This is a genomic window from Haladaptatus sp. ZSTT2, assembly GCF_037081775.1.
In the GTDB taxonomy this organism is placed as follows: Archaea; Halobacteriota; Halobacteria; order Halobacteriales; family Halococcaceae; genus QDMS2.
This window is the reverse complement of record NZ_JBAMHQ010000001.1, coordinates 2,600,747-2,626,111: the sequence shown is the minus strand read 5'-3', so window position 1 is coordinate 2,626,111 and position 25,365 is coordinate 2,600,747. Positions and strand designations below refer to the sequence as shown.

Below are 25,365 nucleotides of genomic sequence, written 5' to 3'. Positions count from 1 at the left end.
CAGTAATACGAGCCAGTATTACTGGTCGGGCGAGTCGAGCAGTTCGCTCACGGCTTTCCGCACGGATTCGTGAGATGACAGGGTTGGCTCGTAGCCGAGTGCGGAGAGTTTCTCGATGGAGAGGCGCATCTTCGGCACGTCGCCGGTCCAGCCGCGGTCGCCGCCGGTGTACTCGTACTCGGGGTCGAGTCCCATCTCATCGGAAACGATGTCTGCGATGGTCGTGACCGAGGTGGTCGTGCGCGTCCCGAGATTGTAGGAGTTCATCGGCGCGTCCGCGTTTTCAACCACGTGTGCGATGGCTTCGACGCACTCGGAGACGTGCATATAGGACTTCTCTTGGCGACCGTTGCCGAGGATGACGAGTTTCTCTGGATTCGCTTGCAACTTCTCGACGAAGTCGGGGACGACGCCGTGCCCGAAGCGTGGGCCGACGATGTTTGCAAAGCGGAAGTTCCACACCGTGAAGTCATACGAGTGGGCGAACACCGAGAGCAGGCTTTCTTCAGACAGTTTCGCCGCGCCGTAAATGCTGATGGGTTCGAGTGGGGCGTAGTCTTCGGGCGTTGGCCGGGGAGCCTCGCCGTACACCGTCGAAGACGAGGTGAACACCAGATTCGAGACGCCGACTTCCTGCATCCGTTCTAAGATGTTATAGGTGATTTCGCCGTTCACCTCGAACTGTTTTCGCGGTTCGTCCGAGTTCACGTACTTCTCTGCGGCGGCGAAGTGGAACACGGCATCCAGGTCGTCGGTGATGACCTCGGCGACTGCGGCTTCGTCCGCGAGGTCTACGTTCACGAACTCCGCCTCGTCGGGGACGCTGTCTCGAATCCCGTTCGAGAGGTTGTCGGCGACGACGACCTCGTTTTCGGGGAGCAGTTGGGCGACCATGCGAGAGCCGATGAGCCCTGCGCCACCGGTCACGAGAATCCGCTTGCCTGAGAGCTTCATGGCCCGAAATGTGTGGGACTCATCAAAGGCGTTCTGGGTCATTGTCTAGAACATGCGATTAGATAGCACCGCACAATTATCGAGCTTTTTTGGATGACTGTCCAAGGGCCAGAACAATTATTAGTGAAATTCGACTACAACTGAGTCGATGCCAACAGAGACGTATGGGTTGATTAGTTTGCTGCCTGCGTTGCTGGCAATCGTGCTGACCCTCGTCTCGCGACAGGCGTTGCTCTCCCTGTTCGCGGGAATCTGGCTCGGCGCGACCATCCTCGTCGGGTGGAATCCAATCGCAGGGGGCGCGAAATCGCTCGAACTCGTCGTGACGAACGTCACCTCCGCGTTCAACGCAAAGCTCCTGTTGTTCACCTTCCTCGTCGGTGCATTGCTGGGAATGGTGTTCCTCTCTGGAGGGATGCGCGCGGTGGCAGATGGAATCGTAAAGCGAATCAAAACGCGTAGACAGGCGAAAGCCGGAACCGCGTTCCTCGGGACGCTCATCTTCTTCGACTCCTACGCGAGTACGATGATTTCTGGGTCGGTCATGCGTCCGGTCACCGACCAGTTCAACATCTCACGTGAGAAACTCGCCTACCTCCTCGATTCGACCACCTCACCGATGGCCTCCCTCGCCGTCGTCTCGACGTGGCTCGGCTTCGAAGTCGGCCTCATCCAACAACAGTTCGACGCACTCGGGATTCAACGAAACGCCTTCCTCGTGTTCGTCCAGTCCATCCCCTTCCGTTTCTACAGCGTGTTCGCGCTCATCCTCGTCTATATCGTCGTCTTCACCGACTGGAACTTCGGTCCGATGAAGAAGGCAGAAGAGCGCGCACAGAACGAAGGCAAACTCATGCGCGACGACGCCTCACCGCTCATGGAGACGCAAGCGAGCGACATCGAAACGCCGGATCACGTGACTCCGCGCTGGTGGTACTTCGCCGCACCAATCCTCGCACTGGTTGCCGTCACCCTCGTCGGCCTCTGGTGGACCGGTGGTGGCCCAGCAAAAACGAACGCCGCACTCGCCGGCACGAGCGGTCTCGCCGCAGTGTCTGCGTTCTTCGGCTCCTACGCCGACGCACTGAAGGAAGCCGGAACCGCGGACGCCATCCTCTGGGCGTCGTTCGCCGGGTGTGCGACGATGCTCACCATCCTCGTCGGGCACGCCCGCATCGGCCTCGACAAGGTCAGCGATGCCATCTTCGAGGGCTTCAAGATGGTCATGTTCCCCGTGGCGATTCTCTCGCTCGCGTGGACGATTGGCAACGTGAGCCAGTTGCTCGGCGTCGGCCCGTACGTCGTGCGCGTCGCAGAGGGAATCATCACCGCACCGCTGCTCCCTGCGGTCATCTTCCTCACCGCAGCGCTCATCAGCTTCGCCATCGGAACCTCCTGGGGGACGATGGGGATTCTGTTCCCCGTCGCCGTCCCGCTCGCCGTCGAACTCGATGCAACCCTCACGCTGGCCATCGCGGCCATCCTCACCGGGTCGCTGTTCGGTGACCACTGTTCGCCAATCAGCGACACGACGGTGATGAGTTCGATGTTCGCCGCGAGCGACCACGTAGACCACGTCGCAACCCAGATGCCGTACGCGATTCTCGCCGCCGTGGTGGGGACGCTAGGCTTCCTCGTAAGCGGCTACACCGCACTGTCACCGTGGGTCACACTCGCTGTGGGGACGACTCTCATGGCTCTGAGCGCCTACCTCCTCTCAGAGTACGTCGGCAAAACCGACCGCGTCGGCGTCGGCGCGATGTTCGACTGAACCGGAGATGTGAACTGTTCACAGCCAGCGTGGCGTGACTGAGGGATTTTTCTCATCCGGCTTGCTTGTCTCGGTATGCGCCTTCCCTACGAGTGGGCTACTGCGAATCTTTCGGTGAACGGGACCGACATCCAGTGTTACCGAACCGGCGACGGCCCCCCGCTCGTCATGGCACACGGCTTTTTCGAAAACGGCCCGTGCATGGAACGGTTGGCAAACGACCTTGCTGACGAGTACGAGGTCATCCTCTACGACGCGCGCGGCCACGGCCTGTCTGCTGCGCCCGACACAGGCTACGCCATTGAAGACCGGGTCACGGACCTCGTGGGAGTGATAGACGCCCTCTCGCTCGAAAATCCGATTCTGTTCGGCCACTCGATGGGCGGGTCGACGGCGGCGTGGACGGCCGCGACACACCCCGACCTGCCGCGCGCGCTCATCATCGAAGACCCGGCGAACCTGCGCGGTCAGCACGCACGACCCGCAGACGAGCGCGTGAATCTCGTTCGTGACCAACTGGCCGCGTGGGAAGACCGGTCGGTCGAAGACATTGCAAGCGAGTACGAACAGTACGGCCCGAAGTTGGCGCGCCACCTCGCCATCGCCAATTCGGAGTGTCGTCCGAACATTATCAACCTCGCGCGTGAGGGCTACCCGGAGACCGCAGACGCCTTCCCGGCGATAACGTGCCCGACGCTCATCATCAAATCTGACGGCGACCCGGCCTCGCGGGCGGCCGACCTCACCGCCGCAGAGGCGTTGGCGTCTGGCCGTCTCGTCCACATTCCCAACGCGGGCCATGCGGTGTTTCGCGACCAGTACGAGACCGCCTACACCGAACTCAGAACGTTTCTCCACCGCGTCGAGACGCGAACGACCGAATCCGAAACCCCCTAACCGTCGCCGCCGCTTTGCACGCCTATGCAGGGAGAACCCGAAGTCGTCATCCTCCGCCTTGGCCACCGCCCGGGCCGAGACGAGCGCATGACGACTCACGTCGGCCTCACGGGCCGGGCACTCGGCGCAGACCGCGTCATCCTCGTCGATACGGAGAGTTCGAAAGACACCATCGAAGATATCACCGACCGCTTTGGCGGCCCCTACAAGGTCGATGTCGTCTCCTCACACCGCCCGGTCATTCGAGACTGGGAAGGGAAGATCGTCCACCTCACGATGTACGGCGAGCGCGTCCAAGACGTGGAAGCCGACATTCGCGCCGCCCACCACGAAGACCCACTGCTCATCGTCGTCGGTGCAGAGAAGGTGCCCTTCGAGGTGTACGACGCCGCAGACTGGAACGTCGGCGTCACCAATCAGCCACACTCGGAGGTCGCCGGGCTGGCCGTGTTCTTAGACCGGTTGTTCGAAGGGCGGGAGCTCGACCGCGAGTGGGTCGGGGCGAAAAAGCGCGTCATCCCACAGAAAACGGGCAAGCGCGTAGAGCCCGTAGAGGAGTAAGCGCGCACCCGATGGTTTTAAACTCCTGAGCGCATCACTTTCTGGTAATGGCTTTTGAGGAGCTTCTCGAGGACCCTGTCATCCAAAAATATCTCCACGAGTTAGTTGGACCGACGGGAATGCCGGTCGCCGCCGCGCCGCCTGACGGCGAAGTGACCGACGAAGAATTGGCGGAGGATTTGGGACTCGAACTCAACGACGTGCGTCGCGCCCTGTTTATCCTCTACGAAAATGACCTCGCCACGTACCGGCGGCTTCGTGACGAAGACTCCGGCTGGCTCACGTACCTCTGGACGTTCGAATACGACGCCATCCCCGAAAATCTGGCAAGCGAGATGGAACGCCTCCTCGGCGCGTTAGAAGAGCGCCGAGAGTATGAACAAAACAACGAATTTTTCCTCTGTGAAGTCTGCTCGATTCGCTTCGAATTCGGTGAAGCAATGGACTTTGGCTTCCAGTGTCCCGAGTGCGGTTCCCCGCTCGATGCGATGGACAACGCACGGCTCGTCGAAGCAATGGACGACCGTATCGACGCGCTCCGGGACGAACTCAACGTAGACATCTGAATGGTAGTACTCGCAACAAAACTGTACGTAAAAGGAGACGCCCGCGAGCGCTCGCTCGACGGGCTTCGGTCACTTATCAACAACGACATCGGCGACCTCGATGTCAGCTTCACCATCGGGATTCTCGACAACGACTTCCCGTCGGTGACGCTCGATGGGCCAGACGCCACCATCGCGCGCAACACGCTCCGCGAAACCTGGGGTGAAATAACGAACTCGTTCAAAGACGGCGAAACCTACGTCGGCACCTTCGAACACTGGGACGACGACGGCTTCATCTTGGACGCCGGACGCGAGATTCGCATCCCCGCAGAAGAACTCGGCCTCGGTGCGGGGACGCCCGAACAGATTCGCAAACGCTACGGCCTCGTCCAGCACACGCCGTTAAAGTTCGTGTACGGAGAACCGTGCACGCTGGCCGACGAACAGCGCGACGAACTCTACGAGTGGACGCGTGGCCTCGGCCGCGTAAACGTCAACAACGCCACCCGCGGCGAGGTGCGCGCGACGGTCAACCGCGCGGGCCACGCCCAGGACATCGTGACGGTCGAACGCCTCGGCTTGCTCGAACAGAGCATCGTCTGTAAAGAAAGCACGGACCCACCCGGACTGCTCGCCAGCATCGGTGAGTACGTGCCTGCTGAACTCCTCTGTGTCATTCCATGAGACGACGGCTGCTCGCCCTTGCCCTACTCGCCCTGCTCACGATGTCAGCAGGCTGTACCGCGATTTTCGGGCCCGGTGAGGTCGACCAGCAACGTCTCAACGAGAGTGCAACGTACGACTGGGACAACGCGCACGCAAACGCCACCATCGACATCCGCAGTGGCGAGTATCAGGCAGTGTACATCGTCGACCAATCGACAATCGAACTTTACGACCGCGACGGCTTTGGCACGGAGCGGCCGCTCGAAATCTCGGCGCTCAAGTTCCAGTTCGAAAACGGAACGGTCGTAAACGCCTCCGCCCTCGATGTGTCTCAGACGCGAAACCGTCTCATCGTCGAACTCCCAGCAGAGCACGGGAAAGTCGCCTACACCGCCCCTGCACGGGGCAAGAGCTTTGGCACGCCAACGTTCGTCACCGGCTCATACGAGGTCATCCTCCCGCCGGGGATGCGCGTCGATTACGTCCCGCTCGCGCAGGTGCAACCCGGCGGGTACGAGACGCGCCTTGAGGATAACCGCGTCCACATCACGTGGGCTGACGTCCAAAGTCGCGCCGTCATCCTTCGGTGGTATCTCGACCGCGACTTGACCATCTTCGCAACCGTGGCCGCTGGCCTCGCCATCGCCGGAGTCGTCGGCGCGTTCTACTACCTCAAGCAGATTCGTGTGCTCCGCGAACGCCGCGAGGAACTCGGCTTGAGCGTCGATATGGATGACGACCGCCGCGGGCCGCCGCCGGGAATGCGCTAGGTTTCTAGCTGGTCGTGGTTCACTTCGTAAATCGTCACGTCGCCGCCTTCGTAGGCGACCGTCACCCCAGCTAACTGTGAGAAGTCACCGGGGTCGTACGCGTCGCGCTCGTGTGGGCCGACGTAGATATAGCGCACGTCATATTTTTCGAGCATGGCGACCTGTTCGTCCGGCGTACCTGTGTAGAACTTCGTCACGTCCGTGATTCGGTCTTTGTAGGCATCTTCGCCGTGATAGATGCGTTCGTGTGGCCACCCGACAACCGATGGAATCCCGGTGAGCGCAGAGGGGGCGTTCGCCCAGCGATACGCGCCGCCGGGTGCTTCGATGAGGTGTGGTCTGCCCTCTCTGTCGTCGAGCCAGTGAATCGCTCCGGCTTCGCCCCCGTGGTAGTTAGAGACGTACTGCAACCCGTCGAGCGTCATGTCGTCTGTTGCACCGTCGTTGAAGTGACCGGCGAGGGCGAACACGCTGTAAAACGATGTGGAGACGACGAGGAGCGCGGCGAGAACCCGTGCGCCGGTGCGCCAGTTCGTCGGGATTGCCTGCCCAGCGTTGAGCAAGCGTGCGAGCATCACCGACGCCGCTATCGACCAGAGCACCCAGACCTGCATGTACACCTTGAACACGGTGTTTAAGCGACCGGGTGCGGCGTTTTCTCTGACGAAGGCGAACTCAACGATGAGCGCGAGACCGAGGCCAGCGAGCATCAACACGGTTTCGTAGCCGAGGTCGTCACGGAGTCTGAGCAACAACCAGCCAGCAGCGAGCAGCGGGCAGAAGAGGGCCACGCCTGCGAGGCCGCCGAGCCACGCCGTCGGGATGAACAGTGCGAGGACGACGCCCGTCTGTGCGGCGTGTTTCTTGAGTTCCGGGCGCGCGTGGGCGACCAGATAGGGCACGAACACCGCGAGGAACGCGCCGTGCACCACGAGCAGTGGGACGAGCGCGGTTCGTTCAGGAAACAGCCCGATGCTCCGCCTGCTGGCGGTTCCGAGCCAGAACGGGAGCGTCCAGAGCAGGCCCCCAGCGAGAATGACGATGGCACAGGCGAGCGCGCTTGCGAGTCGCAGTAGTTCCGTGGTGAGCCACGACTCGGCGCGGCGTGCCCGCGTCGCTAGCTGTCGGGGGAACAGCGTTGTGGGGGAAGCAGGCGCAAACGCGAGCGTGAGCCACGCGAGTCCCAACACGGCTGGGAACGACCACGTGTTGACAAACGCGATGAATCCGGCGAGCGGTGGCAGCGCGCCGAACACGAGCAGGCGACGGCGCGTCACCTCGCGCTCTGGCGTCCGGAAGTAGACGAACAACAGCCCAGCGGCGAGCAGGAGAAACGGCGTGCTCATCATGTGCGCGTGGAGGTCGCCGTTCAGCCACGAGAAGAAGGGAAACTCGTTGATGGTGCCCGGAATCACGCGGCTTGGATGCCAGTAGGAAAACTCACGCGGCGGGGCGACCACCTTCTCTGCGGCGAGGTCGTTCAGATTCGCCGCAATCGCCCGCCCGAGGGGAACACCAATCGCGTCAGGAAGCGCCCAGATAAACACCTGCAAACCGGTGAGCAGGTTGCTCGCAAAGCCGATGAAGAATGCCGCAAAGAGTCCGGCTTTCCGCCGAGAGACAGCGAAACCCGCGGCAATCGCGCCGGCAAGACTGTAGCCTGCGGAGATGAGCATGCCAAAAAATCCCGCGAGTGCGAGGTTGTAGGCGAATCGTGCTTCTGTGCCCGTGAGAATCGTGAGCAGCGCGGTGAGGAGGTGGCCACCGAAGTAGTAGCGCACCGGCGCATCCGCAAACCAGAAGTCTTCAGGGGGGAGCGTTGGCGAGCGAAGGAGGACTTTGAGAATGCCGAAATCGAGGAACTTCTCGCCGCCGCCGGGGATGATGCCAGGGTCTGCGCCGCGAATCAAGATGATAAACAAAAATGCACCCACGAACACGAGCGGCACGTCGATTCGGTCGCGCCAGCGAATCTCAATGTCTCGGGTGAGCGCGAGCGCCGTTGCGCCGCCGAGGACGAGGAGCCCGGCGAGCACCGCAACCCAGCCAAAGGCGAGGTGGCCAACCCAGTAGGCGACGAGCGTGAGAAGTCCGAGTCCGAGCGGGAGGGCGAAGCCTGCGCCTTGGTCGTCGAACCCGGCAAAGAGCAGCGCAGCGAGGGGCATCGAAAGCGCCCAGAATGCGAGATACACCGCCAACCACAGCGCAACGAGACCGAATTCCATTACGCGAAAAAACGGACAGGAGCGATTAAACCTCTTGTGGATGGGAAAAATCGGTTGCAGATGGCCGTGTGTCCGTGGTTCGGAGTGCGGATTCAACAGTGGTTCACAGTTGTTTGAACAGCACCGTTTTCGCGGGTCGATTTTTTCTGGTGAGCAGCTAATACGTCCACGGCTCCGGGTAGGGGCGGTGTGGGAGTGGTCTGGGTGTCACGGCAGTGAAAATGTCGCACACGGCGCTCGAATCACAACCCTTAATTGGGGTCCTCGAATACAATGTAGTAGCGGGATGGGATAGCCAGGAGATTCCGCCGGGCTCATAACCCGGAGATCGGTAGTTCAAATCTACCTCCCGCTATGTTTCTGCCGAATGAGGAAAATCTACGGGCAGCTCGTGGGCTGCACGCCGGTCATCGACAGCAAAAGAAGCGGCCGGGTTACTGCGTGATGCTAAGTTCGTCGAGCAACGTCTCTGCGGCGGCGCTAGAGGAGCCGGGACCGCGGGCGGTGATGAGGTCGCCGTCTACGGTCACGCTTTCCTCGGCTTCGAGTTCGGCGTCCCAGTTACCGCCTGCGGCGATGACTTCGTCTTCGACCCAGTAGGGGAGCTTCTCGCCGTCAGGGAGGACGTCGTTTTCGTCGACGATGTCTGCTTCCCACTCGTTCGGGAATCCAGTCACGTCGCGGTCTGCGACGAGGAACGAGCCGTCACTGGTGCGCGCGAAGGCGAGGATGCCCACGGCGTGGCAGATGACGAGTGCCTTGCTGGAGCCTTCCACCGCGTCGCGCAGGAGGGTGCGGGCGTGGACGTCTTGGTTGATGTCCCAGACCGTGCCGTGGCCGCCGGGGAAGACGACGGTGTCGTAGTCGCTCGCGTCGGCCTGTGCGACGGGAATCGGATTGTTCAGTCGCTCGTCTGTCTCGTGGACGGTTCGGATGTGTTCTGCTGTGTCCTCACCAATCGAGTCCGGGTCGACCGACCGCTCGTCGAGGACTGGTGGGTTGCCGGATGGTGTGGCCACCGTAATGTCGACGCCAGCGGCACTCAGCTGGGTGAGTGGTTCTACGCATTCTTCGCCCCAATAGCCGGATTCACTAACGACGAACAGTGCAGAAGGCATTGTGGGCCTGAATATAGGTTGGTGACGCATAAACGCCACGCCCACAGAGAAAGTGTCCGGTTATCCGTCGCCGTGTTCGTCGATGATGACGACTTCGCCATCCTGTACGTCAACGTTGATGAGCGTCTTGACGTCGTAGCCCGTCCCCTCGATTTTGTTCTCGCCGCCGACTTTCTTGATGACAGCGACCACGTCGGCGACATCTGCGCCGATTTCTTCGAGTGCTCCCGTGAGCGCCTTGAGCGTGCCGCCGGTCGAGAGCACGTCGTCGAGCAGGAGAACACGGTCGCCCTCGTCTACGTCGTTGATGTACATCTCGTTTTCAGAGTAGCCAGTAACCTGCGAGAGCGCCATCTCGCCCTCGAGGCCGTACTGGCGCTTGCGGACGACGACGAGTGGGATGTCCGTCATGAGCGAGACGGCCGTCGAGATGTGGATACCCATCGCCGCGGGGGTGACGATTTTGTCCACGTCCTCTAAGCTCACTTTGCGGATGATTTTGATGACGATTTCGCGGAGCAGCCCCGGTTCCAGCATCGGGACGCCGTCGCTGATGGGATGTACGAAGTACTGATACCCGTTTTTCTCGATGATAGGGGCTTCGAGCAGGGACTTCTTCAACTGGTCCATGTCGTGGGTAGAGCAACACCCCGGTAAAAACTGACGATTATCCGGCCAGCAACGGGAGCAGGCGTGAGAGCCACTGACTCAGTGGCAGGGCGAACTCGCCCGCGTAGGCGAAGTACTCGATACCGGAAAGCAGCAAGAACAGGGTTCCCGTCCCGGCGACGACGCCGAGCAACGAGGCCCCTAGAATGTCTGCGCGCGGCCATCGCAGACTCGCAAGCGACCAGAGGCCGAAGGCGACGCCCACGCCGATGCCGAGCAGGGCGTGAAGTTGGACTGCCTCACCGAGCGCCGGACGCTGGACTAACAGCGCGAGAAGCAGTCCTTGACCGCCGATGAGTACCGTTCCCGCATACGCCCACGCGAGTGGCTGCGGGTGTGTCGTGACTGCGCGGCGAACCGATGGGAGACGAAACACCGCGTAGAGTAAGAAGGGGAACACGGGAAGGAGATAGCGGACGGTAATCGTGGCGTAGAGCGGGAGTCGTGGCAGGTAGACAGCGGTCAGGAGCACACAGTAGACGAAGGCAAAGATATCAGTCGCACCAGCCGGAGTCGAAAGCCACGCCCGAACGCGATTTTCGGTGCGGAATTGCTGGACGGCATATACCGGAAACGCGGTGAGTGCGCCGAGGATGGGAGCCGACTCGAGGATGGAGAGGTTGATTGCTTCGTTGCCGTCGTTGGCTATGCCCCGCACGTAGTAGCCCTGGCGAATGTAGGTCTGGAACAGGCGCTCTGGTGACTGGAAGGCAACGGCGACGCCGTCTGTGAACAGCGAGGTGAAAATGGCGATTTTTCCGAGTGCTGCAGAACCAAGTGTGGCGAACGTTCCGACCACAGAGGCGATGACTGAGGGAGGCGGACTCCCACTGCCCCCACTGCCTGTACCCACTCCACCACCATCGGGGATGGGTGCGTCGGGGATGGGCCCGCCGTTGTATTGCGGCAGGAGTCTCGGTGGTTGGATCGGATTGCCGGAGATGAGTGCGTTCGTGAGGAAAAACGGCAGGAGTGAGACGGCGAAGGCGACGCCGAGCATGGCGAGCGTTCGCAGGTCGTTCGATTTCGCAGTGGGGAGGTCAACGACGGCGAGGGCAACGATGAGGACGAACGCCTCGGGCGCGTGCACCCACGCGGTGAGGCCGACGAACACGTAGGCGAGCGCGCGCAGTTTGAGATCCCCTTCACGACTCGTGTAGAAACAATAGAGGGTACAGACGGCAAACAGCGTCGTCAGTGCGTGGCGCTTTGGAATCGACGCCCAGAATCCAACGGGCGTTGCGAGCACGACGAACAGGCCCGCGAGCAGCCCCACACGAGGACCGTGCATCGCCGCGAGCAGGCGGTAGAGCACGACGCCGACGAACGCGGCGGCGACCATCGAGGCGAGTTGTAACGCGGCTTGATGTATCCAAAACGGGTCGAGCGGCGGTGAGACCGCGAGATTCACGGCGAACAGGAGCAACGCGAGGGCGCTTCCCGCGAGGGTGAACTCGGTGGTTCGGTCGGTCAGTCGACCTGCAACGACCCACCCGGCGAGGGTCAGGCCGCTCCACCCAGCGACAAGGGCGACGCGCGGGTCAGCGACGACAGAAACCGCTTGCATCGCCCACAAGAAGGGGAGCGCGAGGAATATCTGGCCATAATTTCGCCCGTACAGCTTTCCATCGACGAGCACCATACCGGGCGTGTTCGGGCCTTGGCCGTACGGGAAGTGGTCGAGCCAGAGGTGTCCCTCAGAGACGGCGACGAACGCATTCGCGACGGTGAACGTGTCGCTGATGAAGATGCCGATTCGCCAGTAGAGGACGAAAAACCAGAGTGCGACGATGAACACGAGTAGGCCGCGCAAGTCACCGAACACGAGTCTGCCGAGTCGCAGTGCCCGCTGTCGAGTGGCCGAATCGGGCGCGGCGGTCATCGGACAACCGCCACCGTGACGGGCTGTCGAACCAGCTCGTGTTCCTCATCGCCCGCGCGGACGAGGACGATGAGTTCAGCCTCGTAGGACTCCTGTGTAATGCGTTCGGGCGCGAACGCTTTCTGGCCGAGCGAGAGCGAGTGCGTGCCGACATCGTCAGCCCCCAAAAAGCGTGTCGTCCCAAAGGTGGCTCCGAGTTCGGGAATCCGAATCTTGTAGACCACCATCGGCTGCCCGGAGACTGCATCGACACGGACGCGCGCGTTGGGTGCGTGGAGATAGAACGACTCAGAACCGTACTGACCGCGTTCGAGGGTGACTCCCGCAGAGGGAACCGAGAGGATGGCTACGTCCGCAGCCCCGGAGCCAATCGGCGCATCGTCCGCCTGCGGCTCGGGCGTGAGGTCAACCGCCCCGACAAGCGGGCCGGAGACGATGGTCACCGTCAACAGAATGAGAAGCGTCGCGGACGCGACGGCTCGTACCGGCTGCATTATATCCGAAAACTGATGCAAACACCTTAAATCCCGACGCTCTCAGGCAGAAACAGCCGGGCCGTCCCACTCGTCGAGGACGATGTCAACATCTCGCTTTTCTGAGTACCAGACCACCTGTACGGTCGCATCCGCGGGCACGTTCAGCAGCGTGATTGAATCCCCCGCGTCGATGGGACCCTGCCACACCCCGAGGTGCCGACCATCCGTCGTCTCGAAACGAATCGAGTCGCCCGCGAGCCGCGACCCCGATTCGTGAACCACGGTTAGCTCGTGGCCCCCTTCGTTGTAACTGAAGCTGAACGACACCGTCGGCGCCGGTTCTGGACTATGCGTGAGGTCGGCCAGCCCAATGAATCCCGTAGCGAATGGGACGATGAGCAAAAGCGCCGTGGCTACGATGAGCGCATTGCGACCCTGTTTACTGTAAATTAACTCCTTTGTGCGGACTCCCCAAACCATGTATTCCCCGGCAGACGCGCTGGTAGTACCCCACTACCCGACTAGTTGCCTATCCTGATAGTCGCGCTACTAGAAGATAAAAGAGATGGCTCATGTTACTATTTTTCGCCCGCAGAGAGATGAATACAGGGGGTGCAGAAAGGTGTCGTAGGATGGAGAGTACGAGCTGGATTTCAGTGGTGTGGCAGGTTGAAGAGTGTCGTCACTCGTGGACGTTGAAAAATAACCGAAAGAGAAGTTAGTTGATTATGCTTCTGGCCCATCCCACGTCTGGATGGTTGCCGTGTCGCCGGAGCCGTCGTCGTAGATGAGGCGGACAGTCTCGGTTGGCCCAATGCCAGTAAAGGTTTGTGACGTACCTGCGGTGACGAAACTGCCAGACGCCCCCCAGGTGACATCAACCGATCCAGCAGAGCTTTTTACGACTAAATCATCCGCTGCGATTTTGTCACCAGATTCGTGCGTAATTGTCAAATCAGATGAACCGTCGTAGTCGAAACTAAACTTTGCTTGCGGAGCTGCGTCCCCCACCTGGTCGCCCAGATTGAGTACGAACGTGCCGATGACCGCGGCCAGAATGACCGTGATGGCGACCATCAAGATGACGCCAATCACGGGCGATACCGCGTCTTCCTCTGTGAAGAGTTGTTTGAGTTGCATGGTTTGTTCCCATGCACGCTCTGTCGGGTACGGAAGAAAGCCGACAATTCCAGTGGGCGCGAGTTTCCATCCCGTCAGAGCGTGCTAATTATTGATATTAGCTATACCCTAATAAATCTACGCAGAAAATTTAATCTGAAATAAAGGTAAACATTGATAACATATCTCTCTCTGGGCGAACCCACAGGTCGGGAAATTTTACGTCAGAAAAAGTGAATGTTGGCGATGTTTTCCCGATTATGCCTGTGGTCCAGACCACTTCTGGATGGTTGCCGTGTCACCAGAGCCGTCGTCATAGATGAGGCGGACGGTGTCACCAGAGGCGACAGTGCCGGACAACGTGATCGAGTCACCAGCGGTTGCGAACGTAGAGCCACCGAGGCCGTCCCAGGTGTCGTCAACGCCACCGCTCGACTTCACGTGCAGGTTTGCTGCCTTGACCTTGTCACCGGACTCGTGGGTAATCACGAGCGTGTCGGTTGATTCGGTGTAGTCGAAGCTGAACTTTGCCTGCGGAGCTGCGTCCCCCACTTGATCCCCAAGGTTGAGAACGAACGTCCCGATGACTGCGGCGAGAATGACCGTGATGGCGACCATCAAGATAACCCCAATCACTGGCGAGACTGCGTCCTCTTCTGTAAAGAGTTGTTTTAACTGCATTGTGTTTTCCTCAGACACCCCGACCGTGTTCCCAACAGAGCAGTGCCCTGTTTACTTAGCTGAAGCTGGTAGAAGATTAGCTGTTAATCCCCTTCCCCCCTCTCCAGTGTTGACCAGAGTGTTCAGCCTATATGAAGTGTCCAAGTATATTAAATGTTTCCGTGGGAGATAATTGTTTATTAACAACAGGAAATATGCGCTTTCCCCGTTGTATCACCTGTTGGACGTGTTCCCGGGTGTGTTTCCGGCAAGGATTGTTACGGACTTGGAGCATCACGGAAAATCACCACGAGACAGGTTCGCGCAGTCATTGAGAACGGTTAAGTTGATTTGCTTGTGAACAACAGTTGTGCTACCACAGACGCTGTCATCCCTGCAGGCGTCTGGCGTTCCCGACCTCGGCTCGCTCGCCAGCCAAGGTGTCGTGACCTCGACTGTCGCGGCTACGTCAGCCCCTGCCCCGGACACCCTAGCGTTGCTCGCGGTGCTCGCGCTCCCGTTTCTCGGCGCGGCACTCGTCCCGGTGGTGTACCGTGCCCTCGGAGAGCGCACGGCCTACTTCGCGGCGGCAATCGCGCTCGCGTGTTTCGCGCTCGTTGCCTCGCAGTACGGCCGCGTCGGCGCGGTCACCATCCCGTGGATACCTGAACTCGGCGTCTCACTGACGCTGTACGTAGACGGCCTCTCGCTGCTCATTGGCTTCCTCGCCAGCGGCGTGGGCGTGCTCATCCTCACCTACTCCGGTGGCTACATGCACGGCGAGCCGGGGCAAGCGAAGTACTACGCCTCGCTGCTCGCGTTCATGGGGTCGATGCTCGGCGTCGCCTTCGCCGCAGACCTCATCGCGCTGTTCGTGTTCTGGGAGCTGACGAGCCTGTCGTCGTTCATGCTCATCGGCCACTACCAGCGCAAACGCAGCTCGCAGTACGCCGCCCGCAAATCCATGATTATCACCGTCGCGGGCGGGCTGTTCATGCTCGTTGGCTTCCTGTTGCTCCACCACGTCTCCGCGCAAGTGCTTGGTGAGGCAACCTACACCCTCGTCGGCTCGCAAAACGGCCTCATCGAGAACGCAGACGCCATCAACGAGGCGCTTCGCTCTTCGGGCCTCCTCATCCCGGTCATCGCGCTCATCGGCGTCGGCGCGGCGGCCAAATCCGCGCAGGTTCCCCTGCACATCTGGCTGCCAAACGCGATGGAAGCGCCAACGCCCGTTTCGGCGTTCCTCCACTCCGCGACGATGGTCAAAGCCGGCGTCTACCTCGTCGGCCGCTTCCGGCCGCTGCTCGTCGGCGACGAATGGATGCTCATCTTCGCCACGCTTGGCTTGCTCACGATGACGGTGACCGCCATCCTCGCCGTCGGCGCGACGGACATCAAAGAACTGCTGGCCTATTCGACGGCCTCGCACCTCGGACTCATCATCGCTGGCTTCGGCTTTGCGAACGAACTCGGCGGCGAAACGGGCGCGTTCCACATCCTGAACCACGCCGTGTTCAAGGCCGCGCTCTTCCTCGTCGCTGGTATCATCGCGCACGAGGCAGGGACGCGGCTCATCTCGGAACTCGGGGGGTTGCGCAAGGACTTACCAATCGCCGCCGGCATCACGTTCGTCGCGGCCCTCGGTATGGCGGGCGTGCCGCCGTTCAACGGTTTCTACTCGAAAGAACTGCTCTTCGAGGCAGCCTACGAAGCGGCCGTGCACGCGGGCGGCATCTGGTGGCTGTACCCCGCCGTCGCCGTCTTCGGCAGCGTGTTCACCTTCCTCTACTCCATCAAGTTCCTCTCGCTGTTCTTCGGCGACAAGCCAGAGGGGCTCGGACACGTCCACCGACCTCCGCTCACGATGGTTGCGCCGCCGCTCCTGCTCGCCGGCCTCGCGCTGGTCATCTCGATTAGCCCGCAGACGGCCATCGACACCATCGTCCAATCGGTGTTCGAGGGCGTCATTCCGGCCCACGGACCGGGCGAAGAAGTCCACCACATGACGATTGGTCTGCCGACCGAACTCAAGCCAGCCGTCATCATGAGCGCCATCACCATCGGCCTCGGCGCGGTGGCGTGGCCGTTCTACGACCGCCTCCACGCGGGCATCAACGCGATTACGGCCGTGAAATACCTTCGCGCGAACTGGTACTACGACAACACGATCTACGGGCTGACCACGCTCTCACAGTTCTCGATGCCGCAGGTCCAGACCGGCCTCGTGCGCACCTACATCACGTGGTCGCTCGCCGCGGTGAGCGCGCTCGCCCTCGGCGGCTACCTCGCCGCGAGCGTGTCGCTCCCGGCGTTCTCGGGCGTCGCAATCGGTATCCCAATCGCGCTCGTGTTGCTCCTCGCGGTGGTCGGCGCGATTGCCGTGAGCATCGCACCGTCACACATCGCGGGCGTGCTCACACTCTCGATTCTCGGCTTCATGGTCGCGGTGTTCTTCGTGCTCGCAAACGCACCCGACCTCGCCCTGACCCAACTCGTCATCGAGACGCTCGTGTTGGTCATCTTCCTGCTGGTACTCGACAAGCTGCCAGCCTACTACGGCACGGCAAAGCGCGCCATCGCGGCGCGAGACGCCGTCCTCTCTGCGGTGGTGGGCGTCACGGTGTTCCTGACCGTCTTGCTCACGACGGCCGCGACGCCGGACGACCCCATCTACACCTACTTCATCGAACGGGCGGGCATCCCCGCAGAACACGGCAACCTCCTCGTCAATTACGGCGGCGGAGGCAACATCGTTAACGTCATCCTCGTGGACTTCAGAGCGTTCGACACCTTGGGTGAAATCTCGGTCGTCGCAATGGCCGCGCTGTCGGTGCTGACTCTGATTGCCATGCGTGGGCGAGGTGAGCGCGGATGACAGAAAAGGACACGACCGTCATCTCGCGGACGGTCACCCGCATCGTCGTCCCACTCATCCTCCTCGTAGCCATCGCGCTACTCTTACAGGGCCACAACCTGCCCGGTGGTGGGTTCATCGCGGGCGTCCTCACGGTCGCCTCGTTCGCCCTCATCTACATCATCTTCGGGCTCGACTACCTCGAAGAAGAACTCCTCCATCGCAGACCGGAGAGTTCGCTCGATGTCATCCAGCCGAGCATCGTCGAAGACTACCGCGGCCTGTTCGCCGCCGGTCTCATCCTCGCGGCGGGAAGCGGCGTCGTCGCCATGCTGTTTGGCGTCCCCTTCCTCACACAGGCCGTCCTGTTCGTCGAACACGTACCAATCTACCATGAAATCGAACTCGCCTCGGCGCTCGCGTTCGACTTCGGCGTCTATCTCGTCGTGGTCGGCGCGCTGCTCACGATTCTCGCGGTGGTGGGGGCAGAATGACGCAGTTTGCCCTCGCCGCCGTCCTCGGCTTGCTGTTCGCCCTCGGGACGTTCCTCGTCCTTCGACGCGACATCGTCCGCGTCGTCTGGGGTGTGACCATCATCAGCCAGTCTGCAAACGTCTATCTCGTCACTATGGGTGGACTCTCTGGGAGTGTCCCAATACTCTCACACGGCGCTCACGGCGAGGTCGGCGCAGTCACCGACCCGCTCGTCCAGGCGCTCGTCCTCACGGCCATCGTCATCGGCTTCGGGACGACGGCGTTCGCGCTCGTGCTCACCTACCGAGTCCACCAAGAGCACGGGACAATCGACCTGTTCGAACTCGAACGCGGAGGTGACACCTGATGGAGCCTGCACACCTCGTCATCGCGCCCTTACTGACGGCGCTCGTGACGGCCATCCTGACGCTCGCCACGCGCAACTACCTGAACGTCCAGCGCGCCGTGAGCGCACTTGGCGGCCTCGGCTACCTCGTGGGCGTCGGCGTCCTCTATCAGGCGATTCAGGCGGACGCAGACGGCGTCATCGTCTACCAGCTGTCTGACTGGGGTGCGCCGTTTGGCATCACGCTCGTCGCGGACGCCCTCGCCGTGTTCATGCTCGGCCTCGCCGCGCTCGTGAGCCTCGCCGCGCTCGCCTACTCGGTGCGCTTCATCAGCGACTACGGCCAGCGCGTCTCGTATCACCCGCTCTACCACCTCATGATGGTGGGCGTGACCGGGTCGTTCCTTACGGGCGACATCTTCAACCTGTTCGTCTGGTTCGAAGTGATGCTCATGTCGAGTTACGTCCTCGTCGCGTTCTACAGCGGGAAAGAACACACCCGCGCGGCGCTCACCTACGTCGTGCTCAACCTGCTCGGGAGCGCCGTCATGTTGCTCGCCATCGGTGGCCTCTACGCCACGACCGGCACGCTCAACATGGCCGACATGGCCCAGCGACTCGCAGACCCAGCGGCCTTTGGCATCGACCCGGCCCCGGTGCTCGGCCTCTCTGCAATCCTCTTTACCGTCTTCGCGCTGAAGGCGGGGATTGCGCCGTTCCAGTTCTGGGTGCCACCCGCCTACCGCGCGGCCCCTGCACCGGTCGCCGCGATGCTCGCGGGCGTGGTGAAGAAGGTCGGCGTGTACGCGATTATCCGCCTCTACTTCACCATCTTCGCCGCCGCGACCCTGCCCGCTGGACTCTCACTGCCCGGCCTGTCGGGAACCTCGTTCCTCGACTTCTTCGGGCCGGTGTTATTCATCATGGCCACTGCGAGCATCCTGCTCGGCGGTTTCGGCGCAGTCGGGAGAAAAACCGTAGACGGGATGCTCGCCTACTCCTCTATCGGACAGGTTGGCTTCATCCTGCTCCCACTCGCCGTCGCCGCGACGGTGCCTGAAGTGCGCACGCTCGGCATCGCCGCCGCGCTCATCTACTCGCTGAACCACGGCTTTGCGAAGGCGCTGCTGTTCCTCGCAAGCGGTATCATCGAGCGGATGACCGGGACGCTCGAATTTGCGAACCTCGGCGGCCTCACCGAACGCGCGCCCGTGCTCTCAGGTGGCTTCTTCCTCGGTGCGCTCGCGCTCATCGGAATCCCACCACTGTCTGGCTTCTTCGGCAAACTGCTTGTGTTCGACACGGCCGCCCGCGCGGGGGCTGACGCCGCGCTCGCCGTCGCGCTCGTCGGAGCCATCCTGACGATTGCGTACTTCTCGCGAGCGTGGAATCGTGGCTTCTGGGGCGAGCCGGTCGAGATTCTCGAACGGCCCTCGACCACGCTGACCGTCGCCGTCGTGGCACTCGCCCTCGGCGTCGTCGTCCTCGGTATCGGGTTCGACCCCGTCATGGAGGCGGCGAACGCCGCCGCGAACGCCGCACTCGACCGAGCGGGCTACATCGATGCCGTCGCCCCGGAGGTGGTGGCATGAAACGCTGGCCCGTGCTCGGCGTCTCGCTCGCCGTACTCTGGCTGTTCGTCCGCGGCGCGCCGCTGTTCGAGCCGGTCGCCCTGTTCGGGGAGTTCCTGCTCGGGCTCGCCCTCGGCATTCCCATCGCGTTTGCCTTCCGCCGGTTCTACGCGGACGACGTGAAACTCGGCCGGGCAGTTGGAGCCGTGCCGTACGCGCTGCTCTACGTGCTCGTGTTCCTCCGAGAACTCGCCACCGCAAACGTGGACGTCGCCTACCGGGTGCTCTCGCCGTCGATGCCCATCCACCCGGGCGTCATCGAGGTACCCCTGCGCGTCAAGTCCGACCTCGGCATCACGACCATCGCAAACAGCATCACCCTGACTCCAGGGACACTCACCATGGATTACAACGAGGAGACGAACACCCTCTACGTCCACGCCATCGACGCCCGCGACCCCGCGGCCATCATGGCCCCGATTCGGACGTGGGAAGACTACGCACTGGTCATCTTCGACGAAGAACTGAATCCCGACGACCCCGTCCCCGTCCACGGGGGTGAGCCAGATGGCAACTGAGGCCGCCGCGCCAGAGTTCGTCACGCTCGCCTTGCAGGCGGGCCTCATCGTCGCAAGCACTGTCACGCTGCTCGCGGGCTACCGGGTCATCACGGGGCCAACGACGCCAGACCGCGTCGTCGCCCTCGATACCATCGGGACAAACGTCGTCGCAATCGCCGTGTTGTTCGCCCTGCTCACCGACGAAGGGCTGTTCATCGACGTGGCGCTGGTGCTCGCCATCATCGGGTTCATCAGTACAATTGCCGTGGCACGCTACGTCACGGAGGGGGACATCATCGAATGACCGCCGCAATCTCCACCCTGCAGGGCATCATCGTCGTCGCCCTCGTCGCCGTCGGTGCGTTCTTCCTCACCGTCGGCACCGTGGGCCTGCTTCGCCTCCCGACCGTCTACAACCGGATGCACTCGACGAGTAAGGCGACCACGCTCGGCGTGGCCTCCATGTTCCTCGCTGCGTTCGTCTACTTCGGCCCGCGGGCAGAAGGGCTGACCTCGCTCGTCGGCATTGGGTTCCTGTTCCTGACCGCACCCACGGGTGCGCACATGATTTCGCGGGCGGCCCAGAAGATGGGCATCCCGTTCATGAACGACATCGCGTGGCCGGGCGACGAAGACGACTAAAGTTCGGTTTCCAACTCTTCTGCAACGCAAACGCCGAGGGCAGTTTTTTCGCCTTCGAACACTCGCGCACTATGCTCTCGAACGATGAGCGCGCGCGTTTCGTCTTGTCCCATCACGCTCGCGTCGTTTGCGACGACAAAGGAGAGGTCGGCGCGCGTGAGAATCTCACGAGCTTTCTCGATGAGCGCGTCGTCTGTGCCGTCTGATTCGGCTTTGAAGCCAACGATGGTGAGGTCAGGATGGGCCTTTCGCACGCTGTCGATGAGCTTTGGCGTCGGGACGAGCGAGAGCGAGAGGTCGTCCTGTTTCGAGCGAATCTTCTCGTCGCTCGTCTCGACGGTGTAGTCGCTGATTGCGGCGACGGAGATGAGCGCGTCCGCCGTTTCTGCTGCATCCATGACCGCATCGAGCATCTCTGCCGCGGTTTCGACGCGTACGATGTCTGCGTAGGGCACGTCGGGGCCGTCATGGACGAGCGTCACGTCCGCACCCTTGGTGTAGAGCGCACGGGCGACTGAGCGGCCGGTCTTTCCCGACGAGCGGTTTGCGATGACGCGCACGGGGTCAACTGCCTCCGACGTGCCGCCACTGGTGACAACAACGCGCTTGCCCGAGAGCGGACTCGGAGTGACGTGGCGCGCGAGCGCGAGGGCGATTGTGTCCTTGGTCGCGATTTTCGCCTTGCCCTCCTCGATGCGCGGGGAGACGAAGTGGACGCCCCACGACTCGACTTTCTCGATGGCTTCCAAAACGCCCGGATGGTCGTACATCGGTTCGTGCATGGCCGGGGCGATGACGACGGGAATTCCCGACCCCAGCGCCGTCGTCGCGCACGTCGTGACCGGCGTGTCATCGACCGCGTTTGCGATTTTCCCCACCGAATTTGCGGTTCCCGGCGCGATGAGGAGCACGTCAGCCCAGCCGTCGTAGCCACACAGTTCGACGTGTTCGACCTTGCCCGTGATTTCGGTGACGACGGGCTGTTGGGTGGCGTATTCGAGCGACCACGGGTGGATGATTCCCTGTGCGCTCTGGGTCATCACCGCCCGGACGGACGCCCCGTGTCGTCGCAGTTCGTGGGCGAGTTCCACGGTTTTGACCGCCGCGATGCTCCCGGTCACGCCCAGCGCAACGTTCACTCCCTCTAGCATTCTTGTCGTATCTCTGTCGCGCGAGGGTAAAAGTATAGGACAGTCGCGGGTGGCTACTCGTCTTCTTCGGCACGCGCAGCGAGCACGCTCGGGTGCATCGTCGGCCCGTCCGGGTGCGGTTCTTCGAAGTACGACTGCATCAACTCGCGCGACTGGCTCTCGCGGCGTCTGCGCTCGGCCTCTGAGATCTCCTCACAGCCCGGTGGCACCTCGCGGCCGCGCTCGGTGAAGTAGCCCTCGGGGGCGACCCAGTCGTTGTAGAAAGGTACGTCAGAGTCGTGAATGAGGGTGAGTGCGACCTGCGCGCCGTGGCCCGCCGCGACGACTGTCTGGTGGTACTGGGCGGCGAGTCGGCCCGCGGCGTAGAGGCCGGATTCGTCGGTGCGCCCGTTGTCGTCCGTGCCGATGTACTGCTTGCTCCCGCGCTTGTCGAGTTCCACGTCGAGGTTCTCGAGATAGGTGCTGTCAGCCCACGACGCGGCGATGACGCGGTCGGCTTTGAGGATGCCTTCGTCGGTGTTCACGACGAACCCCTCGTCGTCTCGTTCGATGGCGATGACGCGCTCGTCGGTGAAGATGCAGCCATTTCGCGCCGCCTGCGCGCGGGTCATGTCGAGAAACAGCCGCGAGTTCACGCCCGCCGGGAAGCCGGGGACGTTCTCCAAGTGGGCGTTGCGCTTGAGAATCGATTCGCCGTGGGTGACGACGAGCGTGTCAAGGTTCGCGCGGGCAGTGAAGATGCCAGCGGTCAGCCCGGAGACGCCGCCACCTACGATGAGGACGTCGTGTCGGTTTTCGTCGGTCATTGGCCGAATTTCGTGGCTTGGGGTTACAAACCAATTGGTTCGGGCACACCTTCTTGCTTGCACGCGCCTATTGCTGTCCCGTGGACGAAATCGAAGTCAGCACCGTCATTTATCTGCCCCCCGAGGAGGTGTACGAGTTTCTCGTCGATTTCCCGCGCTACACCCGCTACTCGAAACACCTGCAGGAGGTGCGCCGCTACGGCGACGGCAGCCCCGGCACGGAGTACGACCTGCGCTTTACGTGGTGGAAGCTCTCGTATACAGCGCGCTCGCGGGTCACCGACCTCTCGCCACCGAACGAAATCGAGTGGGCCGTCGTAAAAGATATCGAGGCGACGGGCTACTGGCGCGTAGACGAGATAGACCCACCCGAAGACGAATCTCACGCCTGTCGCGTCTGGCTCTACATCGAGTACGACCCGCACTCAGCACACGTTGGCGCGCTCAATCTCCCGCGATTCGTCTCGCTCGACTGGGTCGTCAGAAAGGTCAAACCGCTCATTCTCGAAGAAGCACAGCGCGTGGTCGAACGAATCGTCGCCGACATCGAAGGACGGCGCAGAACCGTCGAGTTGACGATTCACCAACCGCCAGACCTCGCCTGATTACTCGTCGATTTCGTAGTCGCCGCCGTACTTCATGAAGAAGTAGGCGAAGCCGAGCACCGTAGACAGGCCGATGGTCGTTGCGATACCGATGACCTTCGCGCTGTCTGGAATCGGGGACGTTGCGCCACCGCCAGCGGGCGCGGCACCGGATTCGTTGATGACGATTTCACCGGTCATCCCCGAGGAGGCGTGGGGCTGGCAGTGATACTCGTAGGTGCCGAGCGTATCGAACGTGTGTTCGTAGGTGAACCCCTCGTTTTCGAGGGATTCTGAGCCTTCCCAGCCTGCGCCGTCGGGTTGGCTGTCGACCACGATGTTGTGGTTGTCAGACCCCCACGTGAACGTCACCGTGGTTCCAGGGGACGCATACAGTGGTTCTTCGGTACCGGGGGTGAACACGAGGTCACCGCCAGGGCCGACTTCGACCGTTTTGGAGCCGCCACCGCCGCCTCCGCCGCCATCAGAGCTGTTGTTGCCACCTTCTTCCTGCGCGCTTGCGTTGCCCGCAGCGCCGGCGACCGCTGCAGTTCCTGCGGCGGCCCGGAGGAAGCCCCGACGGCTCACCGCCTTCTCGGAATTGTCATCGCTCATGCGCGGGGCTAAGACCCACCCGGTACTCAATACTTTGGTTCGCGTTCGCGCCCCTTTATAAAGAATCGGCTTGGCGGGCGGAACGTCAGCTTACAACGAGTAGTCGTGCTGGCCAGTTTCCGACGTGAGGAACTGCGTGAGGAGGTCGATGGTCGCCTCGATGTCGGCGTAGTGGGCGCTCTCTGCGACGGTGTGAAGGTAGCGCGTCGGCACCGAGATTGCGCCGACGGGCTTTGCGCCCGAGGAGTTCTGTAACCCGCCGGTGTCCGTCCCGCCCGCGGGCAGGATTTCTGGTTGGCGGGGGATGTCGTGCTCCGCTGCGACCGCGCGCAGGCGCTTGTTCACCTTCGGATTCGTGATGACGCTCCCGTCTTTGAGTTTGATTCCCGCGCCCTCACCAAGCGTCGTGACGTAGTCGCCGGGCTTGAACCCGGGCACGTCGTTCGCCACGGTCACGTCGAGCGCGAGCGCGAGGTCGGGGTCTAAGTCCACGCCGAGCGCCTCCGCCCCGCGCAATCCAACCTCCTCTTGGACGGTCGCAGCAAAGTGGATAGTCACCGCGGGGTTCTCGATGCGCTTTGCGGCTTCGAGCATCGCAAACAGACAGACGCGGTCGTCTAGGGACTTGCCCGTGACGGTGTTGCCGACGACGGTCGTCGTCTGCTCCATCGAGACGAGGTCGCCAACGGTGACGCGCTCGTTCGCCTCCTCGCCGGGAAGTCCGAGGTCGACGAACACGTCTTCGACCTTCGGCTCTTTCTTTTTCTGTTCCTCGGCGAGCGTGTGGGGCGGCACAGAGCCGATGACGCCGGTCAGGTCGCCATCGTCGGTGTGGACCACCACGCGTTGGGCTTTGAGTACTGCCGGGTCCCAGCCGCCGAGTGCGTCCAGTTGGAGAAAGCCGTCGTCGGTGACGTGGCGGACGATGAACCCAATCTCGTCCATGTGCGCGGCGATGACGACTTCGTAGTCCGATGCGCCGTCGATGGTTCCGACGACGTTGCCCATCGCGTCAGACTGAACGTGGTCGACGTGGCCGTCGAACTCGCGGCGGACGAGCTCGCGGATGCGGTCTTCGTAGCCCGGCACACCGTGGGCTTCGGTGAGTTCTTTCAACAGTGGGTAGTCGAACGCAAAATCCGGCTGGGCGGTCATGGCTGTTCGGAAGTGGCCGCCGCGTATAAGCGCTATCGAAATCAAGGAAAGAGTCCCTGCCCTTTCGCGTGGACGCCACTCTGACAATAGGGTCACAACCCACGTTCGACGCTCACTCCGGGGTTTCCTCCCTGACCTTCTTCTCCCCTTCGAGAAGCAACCCCTTCCACGTCAATCCACGGTGCTTCTTCAGTTCCTTCAATCGTTCGTACTGTTCGTCGTCATCGAACTCGATGCGGATTTCAACCATACAATATCACACAAAACCCACACTTATGTGTGTTCGGG

General features: G+C 61.9%; 28 protein-coding genes and 1 tRNA gene. 15 read left to right on the top strand and 14 right to left on the bottom strand.

The window, feature by feature from the left end; all coding sequences use genetic code 11:
* Window positions 1–18: 18 nt before the first annotated feature.
* Window positions 19–954 carry an NAD-dependent epimerase/dehydratase family protein gene (locus V5N13_RS14365; protein WP_336361306.1) on the bottom strand — a complete coding sequence of 312 codons (936 nt, stop codon included), beginning with the start codon at window positions 952–954 and terminating at the stop codon, window positions 19–21.
* Between the two features lie 148 nt (window positions 955–1,102).
* Here V5N13_RS14365 and V5N13_RS14360 point away from each other — a divergent pair, with 148 nt between their 5' ends.
* From V5N13_RS14360 to V5N13_RS14335, 6 genes are all read left to right on the top strand, one after another.
* On the top strand, window positions 1,103–2,725 hold the full coding sequence (locus tag V5N13_RS14360; RefSeq protein WP_332898612.1) for a Na+/H+ antiporter NhaC family protein: 1,623 nt from the start codon (window positions 1,103–1,105) through the stop codon (window positions 2,723–2,725).
* 75 nt (window positions 2,726–2,800) lie between these two features.
* Window positions 2,801–3,622 (top strand): alpha/beta fold hydrolase, encoded by an 822-nt coding sequence (locus tag V5N13_RS14355; protein WP_336361305.1) that lies wholly within the window; start codon window positions 2,801–2,803, stop codon window positions 3,620–3,622.
* 24 nt (window positions 3,623–3,646) lie between these two features.
* A complete protein-coding gene (locus tag V5N13_RS14350) occupies window positions 3,647–4,183 on the top strand; it encodes a tRNA (cytidine(56)-2'-O)-methyltransferase (RefSeq protein ID WP_332898610.1) in 537 nt (178 codons plus the stop codon).
* A gap of 47 nt (window positions 4,184–4,230) precedes the next feature.
* On the top strand, window positions 4,231–4,749 hold the full coding sequence (gene tfe / locus V5N13_RS14345; RefSeq protein ID WP_332898609.1) for a transcription factor E: 519 nt from the start codon (window positions 4,231–4,233) through the stop codon (window positions 4,747–4,749).
* Window positions 4,750–5,415: a DUF2110 family protein gene (locus tag V5N13_RS14340; RefSeq protein ID WP_332898608.1), complete on the top strand. Its 666-nt coding sequence runs from the start codon at window positions 4,750–4,752 to the stop codon at window positions 5,413–5,415.
* Window positions 5,412–6,167, top strand: a complete 756-nt coding sequence (locus V5N13_RS14335; RefSeq protein WP_336361304.1) for a DUF5803 family protein — start codon at window positions 5,412–5,414, stop codon at window positions 6,165–6,167. The genes V5N13_RS14340 and V5N13_RS14335 overlap by 4 nt, the downstream gene beginning before the upstream one ends.
* On the opposite strand, the gene V5N13_RS14330 is transcribed toward V5N13_RS14335, so the two are convergent.
* Window positions 6,164–8,392, bottom strand: a complete 2,229-nt coding sequence (locus tag V5N13_RS14330; RefSeq protein ID WP_336361303.1) for a DUF2298 domain-containing protein — start codon at window positions 8,390–8,392, stop codon at window positions 6,164–6,166. The two genes, V5N13_RS14335 and V5N13_RS14330, sit on opposite strands and share 4 nt — an antisense overlap.
* Window positions 8,393–8,672: 280 nt before the next feature.
* Between V5N13_RS14330 and V5N13_RS14325 the strand changes: the two genes are divergently transcribed.
* Window positions 8,673–8,747 (top strand) — tRNA-Met (locus V5N13_RS14325).
* A 79-nt stretch (window positions 8,748–8,826) separates the two neighbouring features.
* On the opposite strand, the gene V5N13_RS14320 is transcribed toward V5N13_RS14325, so the two are convergent.
* The 7 genes from V5N13_RS14320 to V5N13_RS14290 form a co-directional block, all read right to left on the bottom strand.
* The gene (locus tag V5N13_RS14320; protein WP_336361302.1) at window positions 8,827–9,510 is read right to left on the bottom strand and encodes a type 1 glutamine amidotransferase domain-containing protein; all 684 of its coding nucleotides are present in this window, start codon (window positions 9,508–9,510) and stop codon (window positions 8,827–8,829) included.
* A 60-nt stretch (window positions 9,511–9,570) separates the two neighbouring features.
* A complete protein-coding gene (gene hpt, locus V5N13_RS14315) occupies window positions 9,571–10,140 on the bottom strand; it encodes a hypoxanthine/guanine phosphoribosyltransferase (RefSeq protein WP_332898604.1) in 570 nt (189 codons plus the stop codon).
* Window positions 10,141–10,177: 37 nt separating this feature from the next.
* Window positions 10,178–12,061, bottom strand: coding sequence for a hypothetical protein (locus tag V5N13_RS14310; protein WP_336361301.1), 1,884 nt, complete (start codon window positions 12,059–12,061; stop codon window positions 10,178–10,180).
* A complete protein-coding gene (locus V5N13_RS14305) occupies window positions 12,058–12,555 on the bottom strand; it encodes a hypothetical protein (protein ID WP_336361300.1) in 498 nt (165 codons plus the stop codon). Before V5N13_RS14305 ends, V5N13_RS14310 begins: the two co-directional genes overlap by 4 nt.
* Before the next feature lie 42 nt (window positions 12,556–12,597).
* Window positions 12,598–13,017: a hypothetical protein gene (locus V5N13_RS14300; protein ID WP_336361299.1), complete on the bottom strand. Its 420-nt coding sequence runs from the start codon at window positions 13,015–13,017 to the stop codon at window positions 12,598–12,600.
* Window positions 13,018–13,263: 246 nt separating this feature from the next.
* Complete coding sequence (locus tag V5N13_RS14295) at window positions 13,264–13,677, bottom strand: type IV pilin N-terminal domain-containing protein (protein WP_336361298.1); 414 nt, start codon at window positions 13,675–13,677, stop codon at window positions 13,264–13,266.
* Between the two features lie 237 nt (window positions 13,678–13,914).
* Complete coding sequence (locus tag V5N13_RS14290; RefSeq protein ID WP_336361297.1) at window positions 13,915–14,337, bottom strand: type IV pilin N-terminal domain-containing protein; 423 nt, start codon at window positions 14,335–14,337, stop codon at window positions 13,915–13,917.
* 424 nt (window positions 14,338–14,761) lie between these two features.
* Between V5N13_RS14290 and mbhE the strand changes: the two genes are divergently transcribed.
* Genes mbhE through mnhG form a run of 7 tightly spaced genes read left to right on the top strand, consistent with a single transcriptional unit; the run spans window position 14,762 to window position 20,766 of the window.
* Entirely contained in the window at window positions 14,762–17,194 is a 2,433-nt protein-coding gene (gene mbhE, locus V5N13_RS14285; RefSeq protein WP_442904964.1) for a hydrogen gas-evolving membrane-bound hydrogenase subunit E, read from the top strand.
* Complete coding sequence (locus tag V5N13_RS14280; protein ID WP_336361296.1) at window positions 17,191–17,667, top strand: MnhB domain-containing protein; 477 nt, start codon at window positions 17,191–17,193, stop codon at window positions 17,665–17,667. Before mbhE ends, V5N13_RS14280 begins: the two co-directional genes overlap by 4 nt.
* Window positions 17,664–18,014: a sodium:proton antiporter gene (locus V5N13_RS14275; protein ID WP_332898597.1), complete on the top strand. Its 351-nt coding sequence runs from the start codon at window positions 17,664–17,666 to the stop codon at window positions 18,012–18,014. Before V5N13_RS14280 ends, V5N13_RS14275 begins: the two co-directional genes overlap by 4 nt.
* Window positions 18,014–19,585: a complex I subunit 5 family protein gene (locus V5N13_RS14270; protein WP_336361295.1), complete on the top strand. Its 1,572-nt coding sequence runs from the start codon at window positions 18,014–18,016 to the stop codon at window positions 19,583–19,585. Before V5N13_RS14275 ends, V5N13_RS14270 begins: the two co-directional genes overlap by 1 nt.
* Window positions 19,582–20,142, top strand: a complete 561-nt coding sequence (locus V5N13_RS14265) for a Na+/H+ antiporter subunit E (RefSeq protein WP_332898595.1) — start codon at window positions 19,582–19,584, stop codon at window positions 20,140–20,142. Before V5N13_RS14270 ends, V5N13_RS14265 begins: the two co-directional genes overlap by 4 nt.
* Window positions 20,132–20,428, top strand: a complete 297-nt coding sequence (locus V5N13_RS14260; RefSeq protein WP_332898594.1) for a monovalent cation/H+ antiporter complex subunit F — start codon at window positions 20,132–20,134, stop codon at window positions 20,426–20,428. The genes V5N13_RS14265 and V5N13_RS14260 overlap by 11 nt, the downstream gene beginning before the upstream one ends.
* Window positions 20,425–20,766: a monovalent cation/H(+) antiporter subunit G gene (gene mnhG / locus V5N13_RS14255; RefSeq protein ID WP_332898593.1), complete on the top strand. Its 342-nt coding sequence runs from the start codon at window positions 20,425–20,427 to the stop codon at window positions 20,764–20,766. Before V5N13_RS14260 ends, mnhG begins: the two co-directional genes overlap by 4 nt.
* On the opposite strand, the gene coaBC is transcribed toward mnhG, so the two are convergent.
* Together coaBC and V5N13_RS14245 are read right to left on the bottom strand one after the other, a co-directional pair.
* Window positions 20,763–21,917 (bottom strand): bifunctional phosphopantothenoylcysteine decarboxylase/phosphopantothenate--cysteine ligase CoaBC, encoded by a 1,155-nt coding sequence (coaBC, locus tag V5N13_RS14250; RefSeq protein WP_336361294.1) that lies wholly within the window; start codon window positions 21,915–21,917, stop codon window positions 20,763–20,765. The two genes, mnhG and coaBC, sit on opposite strands and share 4 nt — an antisense overlap.
* A gap of 53 nt (window positions 21,918–21,970) precedes the next feature.
* Window positions 21,971–22,723, bottom strand: a complete 753-nt coding sequence (locus tag V5N13_RS14245) for an NAD(P)/FAD-dependent oxidoreductase (RefSeq protein ID WP_336361293.1) — start codon at window positions 22,721–22,723, stop codon at window positions 21,971–21,973.
* An 80-nt stretch (window positions 22,724–22,803) separates the two neighbouring features.
* On the opposite strand from V5N13_RS14245, the gene V5N13_RS14240 reads away from it, so the two are divergent.
* The gene (locus tag V5N13_RS14240; protein WP_336361292.1) at window positions 22,804–23,328 is read left to right on the top strand and encodes an SRPBCC family protein; all 525 of its coding nucleotides are present in this window, start codon (window positions 22,804–22,806) and stop codon (window positions 23,326–23,328) included.
* Here the strand turns inward: V5N13_RS14240 and V5N13_RS14235 are convergent, their stop codons facing one another.
* The 3 genes from V5N13_RS14235 to V5N13_RS14225 form a co-directional block, all read right to left on the bottom strand.
* A complete protein-coding gene (locus tag V5N13_RS14235) occupies window positions 23,329–23,922 on the bottom strand; it encodes a plastocyanin/azurin family copper-binding protein (RefSeq protein ID WP_332898589.1) in 594 nt (197 codons plus the stop codon).
* Between the two features lie 90 nt (window positions 23,923–24,012).
* The gene (locus V5N13_RS14230) at window positions 24,013–25,077 is read right to left on the bottom strand and encodes a M42 family metallopeptidase (protein ID WP_336361291.1); all 1,065 of its coding nucleotides are present in this window, start codon (window positions 25,075–25,077) and stop codon (window positions 24,013–24,015) included.
* A gap of 112 nt (window positions 25,078–25,189) precedes the next feature.
* The gene (locus V5N13_RS14225; RefSeq protein ID WP_336361290.1) at window positions 25,190–25,327 is read right to left on the bottom strand and encodes a hypothetical protein; all 138 of its coding nucleotides are present in this window, start codon (window positions 25,325–25,327) and stop codon (window positions 25,190–25,192) included.
* Between the last annotated feature and the right edge of the window lie 38 nt (window positions 25,328–25,365).